20 protein-coding genes and 1 pseudogene are annotated in these 14,999 nt (G+C 69.0%); 15 read left to right on the forward strand and 6 right to left on the reverse strand.

Features of this window, described 5'->3' with window-relative positions; genetic code table 11:
* Positions 1-97 precede the first annotated feature (97 nt).
* Entirely contained in the window at positions 98-388 is a 291-nt protein-coding gene (locus tag AOZ06_RS27280; protein ID WP_054292011.1) for an early set domain-containing protein, read from the forward strand.
* Here AOZ06_RS27280 and AOZ06_RS27285 read toward each other — a convergent pair.
* Positions 377-1,315: a zinc-binding dehydrogenase gene (locus AOZ06_RS27285; protein ID WP_054292012.1), complete on the reverse strand. Its 939-nt coding sequence runs from the start codon at positions 1,313-1,315 to the stop codon at positions 377-379. The genes AOZ06_RS27280 and AOZ06_RS27285 overlap by 12 nt on opposite strands.
* Positions 1,316-1,396: 81 nt before the next feature.
* Here AOZ06_RS27285 and AOZ06_RS27290 point away from each other — a divergent pair, with 81 nt between their 5' ends.
* From AOZ06_RS27290 to AOZ06_RS59120, 3 genes are all read left to right on the forward strand, one after another.
* Positions 1,397-2,185, forward strand: coding sequence for a MerR family transcriptional regulator (locus AOZ06_RS27290; RefSeq protein WP_054292013.1), 789 nt, complete (start codon positions 1,397-1,399; stop codon positions 2,183-2,185).
* Entirely contained in the window at positions 2,182-3,039 is an 858-nt protein-coding gene (locus AOZ06_RS27295; protein ID WP_054292014.1) for a cysteine peptidase family C39 domain-containing protein, read from the forward strand. The genes AOZ06_RS27290 and AOZ06_RS27295 overlap by 4 nt, the downstream gene beginning before the upstream one ends.
* Before the next feature lie 78 nt (positions 3,040-3,117).
* Positions 3,118-3,369, forward strand: coding sequence for a class I SAM-dependent methyltransferase (locus AOZ06_RS59120; protein ID WP_335338286.1), 252 nt, complete (start codon positions 3,118-3,120; stop codon positions 3,367-3,369).
* Here AOZ06_RS59120 and AOZ06_RS59125 read toward each other — a convergent pair.
* Entirely contained in the window at positions 3,366-3,863 is a 498-nt protein-coding gene (locus AOZ06_RS59125) for an FBP domain-containing protein (protein WP_054292015.1), read from the reverse strand. The two genes, AOZ06_RS59120 and AOZ06_RS59125, sit on opposite strands and share 4 nt — an antisense overlap.
* A gap of 66 nt (positions 3,864-3,929) precedes the next feature.
* Between AOZ06_RS59125 and AOZ06_RS27305 the strand changes: the two genes are divergently transcribed.
* Positions 3,930-4,499, forward strand: coding sequence for a TetR/AcrR family transcriptional regulator (locus tag AOZ06_RS27305; RefSeq protein WP_054292016.1), 570 nt, complete (start codon positions 3,930-3,932; stop codon positions 4,497-4,499).
* On the opposite strand, the gene AOZ06_RS27310 is transcribed toward AOZ06_RS27305, so the two are convergent.
* Complete coding sequence (locus AOZ06_RS27310) at positions 4,477-5,484, reverse strand: aldo/keto reductase (RefSeq protein ID WP_054296952.1); 1,008 nt, start codon at positions 5,482-5,484, stop codon at positions 4,477-4,479. The two genes, AOZ06_RS27305 and AOZ06_RS27310, sit on opposite strands and share 23 nt — an antisense overlap.
* A gap of 78 nt (positions 5,485-5,562) precedes the next feature.
* Here AOZ06_RS27310 and AOZ06_RS27315 point away from each other — a divergent pair, with 78 nt between their 5' ends.
* Complete coding sequence (locus AOZ06_RS27315; protein WP_054292017.1) at positions 5,563-6,378, forward strand: helix-turn-helix domain-containing protein; 816 nt, start codon at positions 5,563-5,565, stop codon at positions 6,376-6,378.
* Here AOZ06_RS27315 and AOZ06_RS27320 read toward each other — a convergent pair.
* Positions 6,331-7,185, reverse strand: a complete 855-nt coding sequence (locus AOZ06_RS27320; protein WP_054292018.1) for a coiled-coil domain-containing protein — start codon at positions 7,183-7,185, stop codon at positions 6,331-6,333. The two genes, AOZ06_RS27315 and AOZ06_RS27320, sit on opposite strands and share 48 nt — an antisense overlap.
* 539 nt (positions 7,186-7,724) lie before the next feature.
* Between AOZ06_RS27320 and AOZ06_RS27325 the strand changes: the two genes are divergently transcribed.
* From AOZ06_RS27325 to AOZ06_RS27340, 4 genes are all read left to right on the forward strand, one after another.
* Positions 7,725-8,009, forward strand: coding sequence for a hypothetical protein (locus AOZ06_RS27325; RefSeq protein WP_054292019.1), 285 nt, complete (start codon positions 7,725-7,727; stop codon positions 8,007-8,009).
* Between the two features lie 387 nt (positions 8,010-8,396).
* Positions 8,397-8,729 carry a hypothetical protein gene (locus tag AOZ06_RS27330; protein ID WP_157233273.1) on the forward strand — a complete coding sequence of 111 codons (333 nt, stop codon included), beginning with the start codon at positions 8,397-8,399 and terminating at the stop codon, positions 8,727-8,729.
* A complete protein-coding gene (locus AOZ06_RS27335) occupies positions 8,726-10,267 on the forward strand; it encodes an FAD-dependent oxidoreductase (protein WP_054292021.1) in 1,542 nt (513 codons plus the stop codon). Before AOZ06_RS27330 ends, AOZ06_RS27335 begins: the two co-directional genes overlap by 4 nt.
* A gap of 349 nt (positions 10,268-10,616) precedes the next feature.
* Complete coding sequence (locus AOZ06_RS27340) at positions 10,617-11,021, forward strand: hypothetical protein (RefSeq protein ID WP_054292022.1); 405 nt, start codon at positions 10,617-10,619, stop codon at positions 11,019-11,021.
* Between the two features lie 261 nt (positions 11,022-11,282).
* On the opposite strand, the gene AOZ06_RS27345 is transcribed toward AOZ06_RS27340, so the two are convergent.
* On the reverse strand, positions 11,283-11,759 hold the full coding sequence (locus AOZ06_RS27345; RefSeq protein WP_054292023.1) for an Lrp/AsnC family transcriptional regulator: 477 nt from the start codon (positions 11,757-11,759) through the stop codon (positions 11,283-11,285).
* 113 nt (positions 11,760-11,872) lie between these two features.
* Between AOZ06_RS27345 and AOZ06_RS27350 the strand changes: the two genes are divergently transcribed.
* Both AOZ06_RS27350 and AOZ06_RS27355 read left to right on the forward strand, forming a co-directional pair.
* On the forward strand, positions 11,873-12,655 hold the full coding sequence (locus AOZ06_RS27350; protein ID WP_054292024.1) for an acetoacetate decarboxylase family protein: 783 nt from the start codon (positions 11,873-11,875) through the stop codon (positions 12,653-12,655).
* Positions 12,652-13,083, forward strand: coding sequence for a DUF2000 domain-containing protein (locus AOZ06_RS27355; RefSeq protein WP_218921783.1), 432 nt, complete (start codon positions 12,652-12,654; stop codon positions 13,081-13,083). Before AOZ06_RS27350 ends, AOZ06_RS27355 begins: the two co-directional genes overlap by 4 nt.
* Positions 13,084-13,221: 138 nt before the next feature.
* Here the strand turns inward: AOZ06_RS27355 and AOZ06_RS62205 are convergent.
* Positions 13,222-13,404, reverse strand: a pseudogene (locus AOZ06_RS62205) (class I SAM-dependent methyltransferase); the annotation flags it as partial.
* Here AOZ06_RS62205 and AOZ06_RS61340 point away from each other — a divergent pair.
* From AOZ06_RS61340 to AOZ06_RS27365, 3 genes are read left to right on the forward strand one after another with little or no spacing between them, the layout of a single operon-like run.
* Complete coding sequence (locus tag AOZ06_RS61340; protein WP_257721426.1) at positions 13,373-13,504, forward strand: hypothetical protein; 132 nt, start codon at positions 13,373-13,375, stop codon at positions 13,502-13,504. The pseudogene AOZ06_RS62205 and the gene AOZ06_RS61340 overlap by 32 nt on opposite strands.
* The gene (locus AOZ06_RS60305) at positions 13,495-13,749 is read left to right on the forward strand and encodes a hypothetical protein (RefSeq protein WP_054292025.1); all 255 of its coding nucleotides are present in this window, start codon (positions 13,495-13,497) and stop codon (positions 13,747-13,749) included. The genes AOZ06_RS61340 and AOZ06_RS60305 overlap by 10 nt, the downstream gene beginning before the upstream one ends.
* A 7-nt stretch (positions 13,750-13,756) precedes the next feature.
* Positions 13,757-14,878 (forward strand): epoxide hydrolase family protein, encoded by a 1,122-nt coding sequence (locus tag AOZ06_RS27365; protein WP_054292026.1) that lies wholly within the window; start codon positions 13,757-13,759, stop codon positions 14,876-14,878.
* Positions 14,879-14,999 lie beyond the last annotated feature (121 nt).

Here is a 14,999-nt window from a genome sequence, read left to right on the forward strand (position 1 = left end):
GATGGGGGAGTACGCACCCTGAGGTAAGCCGGTGAACCCAGCGTGAGCGCGCAGGTAACCCGATCGGGCAAGCCGTGCGTGTGCTTCGCTGGAGGCCGTGATCAGAAAGCGCCGGCAGAAGAACGGCATGGTGACCGTGACCTGGGTACTCCCCTTCGATGTGCATGACGGGCCGGTCAGTGTCGTTGGCTGCTTCAACGACTGGACGCCCGGTTCGCACGTCCTGGGCAAGCGGTCCAACGGAACCCGCTCGGTGTCCTGGACCGCGCCCGCCGGGGCGGAGACCCGATTCCGGTATCTCGGCCACGGCGGCCGCTGGTTCAGCGATCCCGATGCCACCAGCCACGGCGTCGACGGCGTCGTCGTCGCCGACCTCTCACGGAACTAGCACGACCTTGCCCGTCGTCGCCCTGGCCTCCAGCGCGGCGTGGGCCGCGGCGGCCTCGGCGAGCGGGAAGCTCTGCACCGCGGGAACGAGCTTGCCCTCGCCCGCCGCCGCGAGTGCCTCGGCCTCGAAGTCGAACTTGCCGAGGTCCTGCAGCATCACGCCGAGCGCGTTGATCGACGTGACGTTCGGGTTGTCGTGCGCGAACTCCTGCTGAGCGGCGTTGCCGATGGACACGAACCGGCCACCGTCGACGATCCGGTCGTAGGCCTGCTTGCCCAGCTCACCGCCCACACCGTCGAGCACCAGCGTCACGCCGTGGACGCCGGCGTTCCAGCCCGGCTCGTTGTAGTCCACCGCCTCGGCACCCAGTTCCCGCACCGCCGCGACCTTCGCCGGGCCGCCCGCGGCGCCGGTCACCTTCGCGCCCAGGTCCCGCAGGTACTGCACGACCAGCCGCCCGATGCCCCCGGCCGCCGAGGTCACCAGAACGACATCGGCCGCGGTCGGCTGGGCGATGTGCAGCAACCCCAGCGCCGTGTTGCCCGTGATGACCATCGCGACGGCGGCCTCGAAACCGAGCCCGGCGGGGATCCGGTGCACGTTGGCCACCGGCGCGACCGTGAACTCCGCGTACCCGCCGGGCGAGCTGCGCGCGACCACGACCTCCCGGCCGAGCCACTCGGTGTCCACTTCGGGGCCGAGCATGTCCACGACCCCGGCGACCTCGCCGCCGAAGATCGACGGCAGCTCCGGCGGTGGCGGCGACATGCCGCTGACCTCCCCGCGCCGCATCACCGTCTCGATGAAGTGGACACCGGCGGCCTTGATCGCGATCCGGACCTCACCGGGGCCGGGCACCGGGTCGGGGACAGTCTCGTACTTCAGGTTCTCGGCAGGGCCGAACGAATGGAGAACAACTGCGTGCATGCGTCCAGCGTGCAACCTCACCCGCGGTTGAGGTCAACTGTTGACTCTCTCACTGTGTGAGGGCCTCTACTGGAAGGCGTCATGTTCAGCATTGGAGACTTCGCCAAGCACGGCCGCGTGTCGGTCCGGATGCTGCGGCACTACGACGCCATCGGGCTGCTGCGCCCCGCGCACGTGGACCAGGCCAGCAACTACCGCTACTACACCGCCGAGCAGCTGACCCGGCTCAACCGGATCATCGCGCTGAAAGACCTCGGCTTCAGCCTGCAGCAGGTGGCCACGATCGTCGACGAGCAGATCAGCGTGCCGGAACTGCGCGGAATGCTGCGGCTGCGGCAGATGGAACTGCAGGCCGCGGTCACCGACACAGCCGCCCGGCTGGCCCGGGTCGAGGCGAGGCTCCGCAGCATCGAGACCGAGGCAACGATGTCCGACGAGATCGTCATCAAAAACCTGCCCGCGCTGCGGCTGGCCGAACTGGTCGCCGAGGCGGACAGTTTCGAACCCCAGGACATCGGCCCCGTGGTCGGGCCGCTGTTCGAATCCCTGTGCCGACTGGACATCCAGCCGACCGGGCCGGGACTGGCCCGGTACCGGGAACTGCCCGACGGCCGCATCGAAGTCCACGCGGGCCTGCCCGTGGCGTCCGATGTGGCCGGAGCGACCATGGTCGACGTGCCCGCCGTGGACCGCGCCGCCACGATCATGCACCACGGCAGCATGGACGACGTGCTGCCCTCGGCACAGGCACTGATCCGATGGATCGACGACAACGGTTACACGACAAAGGAACTACCCAGGGAACTGTCACTGGCCGTGCCCGACGACCGCGCCCAGTGGGTCACCGAGCTCCAGGCGCCGCTGGCATGAGCGCGTACATCGGATCAGGACCATACTGCTACGCCAACAGCGTGGCGATGCTGACCGGCGCCACGCCCGCCGTGATCGAGACGCTGACCGGTTCCCCCTTCGGTGCGCAGATCGAGGGGACGGTGCCGTACTTCGACCCGTCCGGCTGGCACCCGGAAATCGGTGTGGACGCCGCGTTGTCGTTGCTGGGCTGGCGATGCGAACGGCAAACCGGGGGAGACCCGGTCGCCCGGCTGCGCGCGCTGGACTCCCCGGCGGTCGCCGGCCCGCTCGACATGGGGCTGCTGTCGTACCAGACCGCGGGCGACGGCGATCACTACGTCGTCGTGCTCGACGTGACGGACGACGTCGTGTTGCTGCACGATCCGCACGGCCACCCGTACGCGACACTGCCCGTCGACCAGTTCGTGGCCGCGTGGGAAGGCAAAGCCGTCTCCTACAACGCCGAGCCGTTCGTGCTGCGATCGACGTTCGTGCGGGACCGCGTCGTGTCCGAAGTGGACGCGTTGTGGGCGTCGGTGCCGCAGGCGATCCACTGGCTCGACGGTGCGACCGACGCCGTGCTCGCGATGGCGTCGCGACCGTTGGACCCCGACGCCCGGATGATGTGGGCCTATTTCGGGATCCGGGTGGGGACACGGCGTCTGGCCGACGCCTCGGTGAACCTGGGCACGCTGGGCCTGGCCGGATCCGCCGCGGTGCTCGACGAGCAGGCGCGGCTGGTCGGCCGGTTGCAGCATCCGGTGGTCAGCGAGGACGACCAGGCCGTGGCCGAAGGACTGCGGCGGCTGGCACCGACGTACGACCAGCTGCGTGAGGTCCTCGAGGCTGAGTACGTTCGCGTGCGTGGCTGACGAGATCTTCGGGCACCGCGGCCGGCCGCGATCCAGGACGCGCTCGACCCGATCCGCGACGACCTCGACACCCGCAGAGTGCTCGACATCGGCAGCGGTACCGGCACATTCGCGCTGATGCAGGCTGAGCGCGGTGCCCAGGTGACCGGAGTGGACCTCGCCAAACCGAGGGCCGGTCGCGCGCACCGCGCTGCGACTGGGCGGGCACCTCGTGTTCGAGACACGGGTGCCCGCCCGGCAGGCATGGCTGGAGTGGAATCGCGCGGCGTCACACCGAGTCACACCCGGCCCGGCCGCGGGTCCGTGTTCTTCGCTCAGCGCGTGGACTAGGCGCGGACCTTCGCCACGAACGCGGCGAGGTTGGTCAGCATCCGTTCCACCTGGGCCTCCAGCGAGATCGACTCCTTCATCTGCCCCGCCTGCCCGGCGTCCTTCTTGCCGCGCAGATACAGCGGACACGCCAGGTCGGTGCACATGTACGCGCCGACCGAGTTGCCCTGCTGACCGCTCTTGCCCGCCTTGCGGCCGGTCATCAGCGCGACCCCGCCGCCGGTGTGCGTGGTCAGGCACAACGAGCACATGGTGCGTCGCACGAACCCGGCCGACCCGGGCGCGGCCCGGCGCAGCGCCACCCCGACGTACCCGTCGCCCTCCGGGGCGACCAGGTAGGCGCGGTCCGGCGCGGCCTGGTCCTGCCAGCCGAAGAAGTCCAGGTCGTCCCACGGGCGGTCGGCCAGGTCCCTGGGCACGGCCAGCCGCTTCGCCTCTCCTTTGGTGCAGTTGACGAACGAGGCGCGGATCTCGGCGTCGTTGACTGGTCTCATGGCACCGACTGTAGGATTGCCTATAGATGTTAGGCAAATGATTAAGTCAGCTAGGAAGGGTGATCCGTGGCACGTGCCGGTCTGACCACGAACCGCCTGGTCCAGGCGGCGGCGGAGCTCGCGGACGAGGTCGGCTTCGACAAGGTGACCGTCTCCGCGCTGGCCCGCCGCTTCGGCGTCAAGGACGCCAGCCTGTACTCACACGTCAAGAACGCACAGGACCTGAAAGAACGCGTCGCCCTGCTCGCTCTCGCCGAGATGGCCGACGTCGCCGACGACGCGCTCGCCGGCCGCGCGGGCAAGGACGCGCTGGTGGCGTTCGCCAACGCCTACCGCGCGTACGCCAAGCTGCACCCCGGCCGGTACGCCGCGGCCCAGTTACCGTTGCGCCCCGAGGCCGCCGAAGCCGGGGCGGGCAGGCGGCACTCGGAGATGACCCGCGCGATCCTGCGTGGCTACGGCCTGCCCGAACCCGCCCAGACCGACGCGATCCGCATGCTGCACAGCACGTTCCACGGCTACGTCAGCCTGGAAACCGCCGGCGCGTTCAGCCACACGCCCCGCGAGATCAGCGTCTCGTGGTCACGCACCCTGGACGCGCTCGACGCCACGCTCAGGAACTGGCCGCCGGAGTGACCCGTTTCGTGCCGTACACGAACGGATGGTCCGCGCACTCGTCGATGAAGTCGTGCGGATAACCGTTGGTGAACGCCGTCGCGTCCGCCAGCCGACGCGTCGCCTCCACCGGGATGTCCACCCCGGCCGCGCCGACGTTGTCCTTGACCTGCGCGGCGCTGCTCGCGCCGATGATCGGGTGCACACGCGGCGACCGGTGCCACAACCACGCCAACGCCACCTGTGCGGACGTCACCCCCAGTTCGTCCGCCACCTCCTGCACGACCCGCGCGACCACGCGGTCACGGTCGCTCGCGTCCTCCGGCTTGCCCCGGCCACCGGTCCCCGCGGCACCCGCACCGGTCAGCTTGCCCGCCAGCATCCCCCGGGCCAGCGGCGCCCAGGCGGCGATCGTCAACCCGAACGCCTCGGCCATCGGCAACAACTCGCGCTCCACGTCCCGCTGCAGCAGGCTGTACTGCATCTGCAACGCGGCGAACGCACTCCACCCACGCCACTCGGCCAGCGTGTTCGCCCTGCTCACCAGCCACGCGGGTGCGTTGGAGATGCCGACGTAGCGGACCTTGCCCGCCCGTACCGCGTCGTCCAGCGCGCGCATGGTCTCCTCGATCGGCGTGTGCCGATCCCAGCTGTGCACCCAGTACAGGTCGATGTAGTCGGTACGCAGCCGCCGCAGGCTCTGCTCCAGCGTGAGGATCATGTTCTTGCGGTGGTTGCCTGAGGCGTTCGGGTCGTCCTGGTCCCGTGTGAGCGTGTACTTCGTCGCCACCACCAGGCTGTCGCGCCGATCACCCAGCAACTCACCGAGAATCGCCTCGCTCTCGCCGTACGCCGAGGCGGTGTCGATCACGTTGCCCCCCGCGTCGATGTACGCGTCGAGCATCGCCTGGAACTCCCGCTCAGCGCCGCGCTCGTAGAACGTCATGGCGCCGAAGAACACCTCGGACACCCGCAACCCGGTCCGGCCCAACAGTCGATAACGCATGACCACGAGCCTCCCGGGACCGCCGCCGTTCAGGGAGACCGCGCCAAGGGTGGCCCCACGAGGGCTACGCTGCAGGTCATGACCGAGCTGGGGGCGTTCCTGCGGGCACGGCGGGAGTCGATCGCGCCGACGGACGCGGGCCTGCCCGACAGTCCGCGCCGCCGCACACCAGGTCTGCGCCGGGCGGAACTGGCCACACTCGCGGGCGTCAGCGTCGAATACCTCACGCGCCTGGAACAAGGACGCGACCGCAACCCCTCCGGCGAGATCCTCGGCGCCCTGGCCGACGCACTGCACCTGACCGTCGACGAACGCGTCTACCTGCACCGCCTGATGAAAGCGAGCACAGGCAGCGCCTGTCAGGGCGGCACGGTTGCTCCCGCGCGCACAGTCCGCCCGACTGTCACGGCGCTGCTCACGCGCCTGGAGCCAACCCCGGCCGTGGTCACCAACCACGTCGGCGACGTGCTCGCACACACCCGGGCGTACCAACGTCTGCTCGGCCCGGTGCCGGAGAACATGGTGTGGTTCGTGTTCACCTCACCGCACGCCCACGACACCTTCCCCCATTGGGCCGCGATGGCCGACCACTGGGCAGCGGAGCTGCGCGCGGCGGCGTCACTCGGCGACGCCTACGCCGCGTTCCTCGCCCAGGAACTCCAGGTCGCCGGAGGCACGGAGTTCAGCAGCCGCTATGCCTCGTCGGCCAAGCTCGCCAGCCGCACCGGCACCGAGCACTGGCACCACCCGCAAGCGGGGCAGATGCGGCTGACCTACGAAACTCTGGCCCTGCCCGATGTCGACGAGCAACGGCTGACCGTCTACCTACCGGCGGACGACACCACGTCAGCCGCCCTCGACCTGCTCACCCTGCACAACGACGTTCTCCAGTAGCACCCGTTCCCGCTCACGCGCCTCGGCCAGCTGACGGCGCAGATCCTGAATCTCCTTGTCCTGACCGGACAACCGCTGCACAACGACGCTGTAGGCGGTGCTCACCTTGGTCGCCTCGGCCCTGGCCGCGGCCTCACTTTCCCGAGCGGCTGAAGTCTCGCCCTGCGCCCGTTGCAGATCCTCATGCGCCCGCTGCGCACTGAGCTCCGCCAGCCTCGCGGCCTCCCCAGCCAACCGGGCACGCTCGTCCGCACCGGCGATCTTGGCCTCGGCAAGCGTGCGGGCCGCCTGCGCCAGGTCAGCGGCAGCCAACGCCTGACCGAGCTGCCGCTCGGCCTCCTGGTGCTCGGTGATCAACGCGCGCAGATCCTGCCGGACGACCTCCAACTGGTCGAACGCCTCCCGCTGAGCCTGCTCGGCATGCGCGGCCCGGTTCTCCGCCTGCCCCCGCGCCCGCTCATGTTCCGCGGTCTGCTCCCACGCGGACTTCTTGACCTGCTCAGCGTCCTTGAGGGCCTGCTCGACGGCCTCTTCCGCGGCCTTGCGCCGCTGCTGATCCTTAGCCGTCGCCGACACGGCCTCAGCCCGCGCCCGCTCCGCGTCCTCAACCGCACGTTGAGCACGCTCGGCCTTCAGCAACGCCTCAGCGGTCTCGGCCTTGTCCCTGACCGACTGCGCCACAGCACCCGCGTCCAACTCGTCCCAGCGTTGCCGGATCGCCGCCAGCTCCCGCACCGCCGTGTCCATCGCGGACCGTGTCTCACCTCCGAGGCTCCGCAGCACCTGCAGCGGCTCGTCGACACTCACCGCCTCCAAGGCGCGCCTCCGGCGTGAAGCCTCGTCCGCGTGCGCCTTGCAGCAATACCGGACCGGCTTCCCACCTTTGAGCCGTCCTTGCTCGTCTCGCGCCGGGGGAGGCAAGGGGTTCTCGCATCCGTCCAGCGCGCAAGTCCCAGTTCCGGCCGCCTCGTCTTCCATTTAACCAGTGTATCTCATTCGCTTACGCGTACGCGATACAGGTAACGCGTGTTCGACTCGCGTAACTAACTTCAGCAGGTAATTCAGTGATAATGACTGTTATCACGGTGTTGAAAGCTAGGAGAGCCGCGGTAACGCGTGTGATGCGCAGACGTGATGTCAGTGGGTGCGCAAGATAGGGCCAGCGACCGATTCAGCGCCGCCAGATCGGCGTTGACCTGCGTGTTTAGCCGAGGAGGCCTGTTCTTGGCAGCGGGAGGGTGGAAGTGACCGGACGGGTGACTCGTAGCGCCCACGAGCCTCCTAGCGTGTTTTCCCTGGTCAAAGACTCGATCTGGGGTATCAATCCGACCATGTGGGCTGGATGAGTGGTCGCGGCGCCGTTCGACGTCTGGAATGGAGGGGAAGGCGAAAGGGGAGTTCTCGTCGTCGACGTCGTCGCAGCGCGAGCAGGTGGAGGGACTGCGCAGGTCGCCGAGGAGGCGAAAGTCGTCGATGACATCACGAATGGGTCGGGCATTCAGCCACGTGTGGCCACGTTGGGTTCTGTCCGTAGAGCAGTCAGCGGTGACGCGGCGCTGGAGCTGAACATGGAGGAGCTCGACTTGGCGATCGTCGCGGTACAGCACGTGACGGCGCCGCTGAGTGCGTAGGTCAGGGTGGACGGGTCCCAGGACGTCCAGCATGTGCTTGGCCAGGCGATACAGCGCTGGCCATCACGCCAACCACGGCGAGGACAACCACGGTCAGCCACACCGCGGTTGGCACACCGGACAACAGGCCAGTGACAGTCAGCAGGGATCTGATCAACATGGGTGGTGCTCCTTCGATGGTCACTATCGCGACGGCATAACCGTTGATGACGACGCTACGAACACCGCTCCGGGTGTGTCGTCGGTTCGCGGTAAGAACTGCGGTGGAGAGATTTCCCAGGCAGGTATCCACCCGCTCTCCACCTCCAGCACGAGGCCACCCTGCTCGGAAACCGGCTAGCGTCACCGCCGATCGCCTCAGTGACCGCAGGGATCAGGGAGGGTGTGATGGCGAGCATGCATGCCGCATCGGTGCCGGTCGGGGCGGTGCGGACCCCGGTGGGGGATCCGGCCTGGTTGGTCAGCGGCTACGACGAGGTGCGGGCGCTGATCGCTGACTCGCGTTTGTCGTGGACCACGAGCGCGGCGGGTGCCTCCCGCTACTCGCAGGCGGCGACGATGGGCCACCCCGATGCGCCCAGGGCCGAGGCCGAACGCACCACCAATCAGGCCGAGGCCGCCGCCTCGCACAACCGGGTCGCGCTGGACCAGCAGCTGATCGACCTCGGCAACGACGCGCCTGGTACGGCGTCGGCAGTGCGCCAGGACGGTGACCGGTGACCGACGTCCTGATCGCGGGCGCCGGACCCACCGGACTCACGCTGGCCATCGAGCTGGCCCGCCGGGGCGTCGACGTGCGCATCGTCGACCGAGCTGGCGAGCACTTCCCCGGTTCGCGCGGCAAGGGGCTCACCGCACGCACCCAGGAGGTGCTGGACGACCTCGGTGTCGCCGACGAGGTGCTGCACTACGGGTTCCGGCACCTGCCACACCGGCGGTACCTCGACGGCGCCCTGGTTGCCGAGGCCGACCCGCACGCCCAGCGGGCACCCACACCGGATCGGCCCTACGACGGCGGGCTGCTGATCCCGCAGTGGCGGATCGAGCGGATCCTGCGCGCGCGGCTCGCCGAGGACGGCGTGCGGGTGGAACTGGCCGCAGGCCTCGCCGAGTTCAGCCAGGCCGCGAACGGTGTGCATGCGGTGCTGGATACCGGGGAGCGGGTGGCTGCGCGCTACCTGGTCGGCTGCGACGGCGGCCGCAGCACCGTGCGCAAGGCACTCGGCGTGCGCTTCGAGGGTGAGAACCGGGAGCAGGCCATGCTGCTCGGGGACGTCGAGCTCAGCGGGCTCGAACCGGACGCCTGGTACCAGTGGTCCGTCCGCCGGCGCGGGTTCCTGGCCCTGTGCCCGTTCCGCCACGAGCGGTCCTGGCAACTGCAGGCCGTACCGTTCAGGGACTTCGGCGCGGAGGGCAGCCTCCCCGAACCCTCGCTGCCGTACTTCCGGCGGATCGTGGACGATCTCGCCGGCGGGCACGGCATCCGGCTCACGAAGGCAAGCTGGCTGTCCACGTACCGGGTGAACGTGCGGATGGTCGACCGGTTCAGAGTGGGCCGGGTGTTGCTGGCCGGGGACGCAGCGCACGTGCATCCGCCGGCCGGCGGACTCGGCATGAACACCGGCATCCAGGACGCGTACAACCTCGGCTGGAAGCTCGCCATGGTGTGTTCCGGCGCGCGGCAGTCGCTGCTGGACAGCTACCAGGAGGAGCGGCTCCCGGTCGCCTCGTGGACGCTCGGCGTGAGTGCCGAGGGGCTGCGCAGGGTCGCGGAGCGGTTCGTCAACGGTGGCAGCACGGACATCGCGGACGGCGCGCCCCCGGACGGCCAGCAGCTCGGGCTCGGCTACCCGGCCAGCTCGCTGTCCGTCGACGGCGACGCCGGCAATGGACCGCGCGCCGGTGATCGTGCGCCCGACGCGCCCTGCGTGGACAGCTCCGGCACGCCACGGCGGCTGTTCGACGCCTTCCGCGGCCCGCATTTCACCCTGCTCGGCTTCGGCGAGTCCTGCGCCGGTCCACTGCAGGACGTCGGCACCGCCCACTGTGGACTCATCAAGCCGGTGCTGGTCGGCGCGCCGGGCAGTGGTGCCGATCTGGTGGACGTCGAGGGGCACGCGCGGACCGCGTACGGCGTCACCGGCGACACCCTCGTCCTGGTGCGACCTGATGGCTACCTCGCGCTGCGCGCACCCGGTGCGAGCAGGACTGCCGTGCGGGACTACCTGGACCGGGTCGGCGTCAGCCGGAGCGCTTGACCGCCGAGACGTCGATGTCCAGGGACCTTGTTGCTGACCAGCACCCGCCAGCCTCGCCGTGACTACGTAGACGATTCCCAGCCGACGCCGCTCTCTGAATCGTTCACTGACAAAATGCGTGCGTGTGTACTGACAATCAACGTGCGCGTCACATGTGACGCGCAGCCGAAGGTTCGGTGGTGACCGATTCGGTAGGTCGCGCCAGAGCTCTGACCTGTGGTTTCAGCCGGAGAGGCCCGTTCGTGACACTGGGAGGGTGGGAGTGGCCGAGCGGGCGGTTCGACGCGGCTACGAGCCTCCTGGCGCGTTTCTCCTGGTCAGGGACATGTTTTGAGGTATCGAACTGACCATGCGGGCCGAATGGGTGACGATTTCGCCGTTCAAGATCGACGCGGCACCCCGGGCGGCTGGACCGGCGCGGGCGTGGTCGACGTGGAACGGGTGGTTCGCGTTCCTGTTGGTCCATGGGGTGGTCGAGGGCAATCCGGTGCAGGCAATCCGTCGCCCGAAAGGCAGTGCCAGCCGTGGCGGTGCCGGTAACACCGGCATCCTGGAAGGTGCCCTCGACAGGGACCGGCTGACCGCGGCCGGAGACTTCAGCGACGGCCGAACTGCGACCGGTAACAGTGCCGGGGCCACCATCGACGGTGCGGGGTCCGCCGAGGTGTGCCGGGCCATTCCCACCAACGACGGCACAATCGTCAACTGCGAGTTGTGGATGTCAGATGCCGCGCTTGCGCCAACCGGATCTTGAGTAAGCCGGGAATGTGCCGCGAAGTGTCAGTCGGTCAGCGGCCGCGCGACACGTGTCAGTGATCGATCACCGGCGCTGACCTGCGGATCTGGCCGGAGTGGCTCGTTGGTGATGTCGAGAGGGTGGGAGTGACCCTGCGGAGACTGGGCGCGCCTACCGCCTCCCAGCCTGTTTCGCCTGGTCAACGCCGTGCGTAGGGTGCTGCATCGTCGACCGACCACATTGCCGAGCTGGAAGACGTCGCGACTGGTGACCAGGCCACTAAGGAATCGGCCACGCCGTCGGCGGCTTGATCTCCTTGAGCGTGAAGATCGTGCGCATCGCCTTGATGCCCGGCAACCGGCGGATCGTGGTCATCGCGAAGTCGGCGTAACTGTCGAGGTCGCGCCCGACGACTTGCAACAGGAAATCGGAGTCGCCCGAAACGCTCCAGCACGCGACGATCTCAGCGAGGTCGTCCACGGCCATCTCGAAGGCCTTCGCCGCCTCGTCGCCGTGGTCCTCGATGGAGACCGCGATGAAGGCGAGCACGCCCCACCCCAGGGCCCGGCGGTCGAGTGCCGCACGGTAGCCGGTGACGATGCCGTCTTCCTCGAGCCGTTTCACGCGCCGCCACGTTGGCGAGCTCGAGAGCCGGATCTCCTCGGCCAGTTGGGCGACGGTCAGCCGCGCGTTGTTCTGCAGCGCTCGCAGCAACGCGAGATCCTGAGCGTCGAACTCCGGGTCAGATGAAGGCATGGGAACAGATTCGCACAGGCGTCCCCTATTCGGGCAAGATCTACCTGAATACCGGCCTTGTCCAGGCAAAAAGAGGACCATTTGCCCCACGACTCGGGCATAGCATCACCCCTGTGACCCACCCTGACTTCCTCACTGGCTTCACTGGTCCCTACACCCCGTCCGGGCGGTCGGCTCTGATCTCGGCGCCGCCGTGGCACTACGCCGGCCAGGTGATGTCGCTGGAGCTCGAGTTCGCCCGCGACGCGGCGCAGTCACTGCTGCCCCACAGCTTCACCGCGACAGGAGAGGGCGCGGCGCACTTCTGCGACTGGCAGTTCACGACCGACGGCACCGAGTTGCTCGACCCGGTCTACGCGCAGTACAAGGAACACATCGTGCTGGTCGAGGCCGAACGGTCAGGTCAACGGGTGTTCTACTGCCCTTTCATCTACGTCGACCAGGACCTCTCACTGGCGCGGGGCTGGTTGCAGGGATGGCCGAAGAAGATCGGCAGTGTGTGGATCACCCGCAGCTACGAACTGGAGCATCCAGCGGCCGCGCCTCACCGGGCAGGGGTGCGCCTCGGCGCCAGCCTCGCGGTCAAGGATCGGCGTCTCGCGGAAGCCGCGATCACACTGACCGGTGAGCCTGCCGAGCCGATCGGCTTCCTGGCCGCGCCCACGTACGGGCAAGTGGCCACGCCCACGCTACTGGGAGGCACACCGGACCGGGGAACGCCCACAACAGCACGCGCCCTGGTGTCGGACAAGCTGATCGGCACGGCCCACGGCGCGACGGGCGAGCTGCGTTTCCACCCCAGTCCCCGTGACGAGGTGTCGCTGCTGGAGCCGGAGCGGGTCGTCCGGGCGAGCACCTGCACCGTGGCTCTCACGGTCGTCGGAGCTGGCCGGTGAACGCGCGGCTGGCACAAGACGCCGTCCGCGTGGCCATTGTGGTGGACCCGTCGCTGAGTCCCGGTCTTGTCGGCAACACCATCGCGACCATCGCCATCGGCCTTGGCGCCGCCGCCCCGCATCTCGGCGGCCCCCGGCTCGTCGACCGGACCGGTGTCACCATCCATCCCAGCGCGTCGGTGCCGGTGCCCGTCTTGCAGGCGGAGCCGTCCGTGCTGCGTGGGCTTCTGCTCCGTGCGGTGAACGGCGAGGAGGAGACGGTGGTCGTGCCGTTCCCCGCCTTCGCGCGCAACATGCACGACTTCAACGCTTACCAGTCGGAATTCACGCGTCGCGAGCTGGGCGAGGAGGAGGTCCACGGGGTCGGCCTGGCGGGACCGCGGAAGTGGGTGGCCTCGCTCACGGGAAGCCTCAAACTGCTGTCCTGACTCGCATTGGCTCAGTGTGAAGCCGTAGCCGACGTGGTAATCCGTGCCCTGCCCGCAGTCGGGGTTGAGGGTGACGGCGAGGAGTTCACCGCCGGGCTTGAGCGCCCGGCGTGCCGTGGTGAGCAGCCCGGTCAGCTCGGCCAGGGCGGTGGCGTAGCACAACACGTACACCGACACGACCAGGTCGAACTGTCCGTCGAAGGCGGGACCGGGCTCGGGATCGGGCCGGGTGGCGTCGCGCACGCGGTACTCGACATTGGGGAGCTGGTCCAATTCCTTGGCGCGCGCGATGTCCACCACCCTGACCGCACCGTTCACCACGTGGCAGGTGTCGGCCGGGCTTGCGGCACTCACCGCCGTCGGCGTGCTCGTGGTCGCGGTGTTCAACGGCCCGATCCGGTTGTCGTCGGCGTGGCGCTGACCGTGTGCGGGTTCGCCGGCGCCCAGGCTGTGCTGGTGGGCCTGCTCACCTTCATGCTCAACCTGGGTGGCGGGATCGGTCCGGCCACTGTCGCGGGCCTGTCCGGCATCGTGTCGGTGCCGGTAGCCCTCGCCGTGCTGGCGGTACTTCCCGCGGCCGGGCTCGTCCTTGCCGTGACCCGCCGCCCCGGCGCCCGATGTCCAGCGGAATCCCGCGTCAGTCCGGCAAGTCCGGGCAGAAAGTGAGTCAGCTGTGGCCCCCGAGCCCTTCGAGGTCAGCGTCACCGAAGCCGAGATCGCGGACCTGCGTGACCGGTTGCGACGGACGCGGTGGCCCGAACCCGAGACAGTGGATGACTGGTCGCAGGGAGTACCGCTGGCTTATGCGCAGGAGCTGTGCCGTAGCTGGGCCGAGGACTACGACTTCGGGTTCGCCGAGCGGCTGAACGTGTTCCCGCAGTACCGCGACACGATCGACGGGCTGGGCATCCACTTCCTGCACGTCCGCTCGCCGGAGCCGAACGCGTTCCCGCTGGTGCTCACGCACGGCTGGCCGGGTTCGGTGCTCGAGTTCCTGGAAGTCCTCGGCCCGTTGGCCGACCCGCACGCGCACGGTGGGGACCCGGTGGACGCGTTCCACGTCGTCGCGCCGTCGTTGCCCGGGTACGGCTGGAGTGACAAGCCGACGACGACAGGGTGGGGTGTCACGCGCATCGCTCGCGCCTGGAACACGCTGATGGTCTCGCTGGGTTACCAGCGCTACGGCGCACAGGGCGGGGACTGGGGTTCTGCGGTGTCCGGGGCGCTGGGCGAGGTGGCGCCCGAGCGGGTCGCCGCTGTGCACCTGAACCTGGGCTCTGTGACGCTAGGTAACTTCGACGACCCGACGCCCGCTGAACGGGCGAGCCTCGAGGCTCAGAAGGAGTTCCAGCGCACCGGCCGAGGTTACTCGGGGCAGCAGGCGACGCGGCCGCAGACGCTCGGCTACGGCCTCACCGACTCCCCGGCGGGCCAGGCCGCCTGGATCGCCGAGAAGTACTGGGCCTGGACCGACAACAACGGCCGCGCCGAGGATGCGGTGTCGCGGCAGCAGATCCTCGACGAGATCTCGGTCTACTGGTTCACCGCGTCGGCCACGTCATCGGCGCGCCTGTACTGGGAGAGCTTCCGCGGTTTCCAGGACCGCGTCACGGCGCCGTCGGGGCTGTCGATCTACCCACGGGACCTCACCCGCCCCTCGCGGCGGGAGGCCGAGCTGCGGTTCACCGACCTGCGCTGGTTCGAGGAACTGCCGCGAGGTGGTCACTTCGCCGCGCTGGAGCAGCCGGAGTCGCTGGTCGAGCAGGTGCGCGGGTTCTTCCGTCTCTTCCGCTGACCAGCAATCGCAGCGTTACGCCAAGGAGCGCGTCGGGCACAGGCAGCCTCCGGGGGAAGTTCCCGGTCCCCGGAGGCTACCTTGCTTGCGTTCGGGTCTCGCTCGTTCCTTCAAGGGCTGT

The organism is Kibdelosporangium phytohabitans (assembly GCF_001302585.1).
Lineage (GTDB): Bacteria > Actinomycetota > Actinomycetes > Mycobacteriales > Pseudonocardiaceae > Kibdelosporangium > Kibdelosporangium phytohabitans.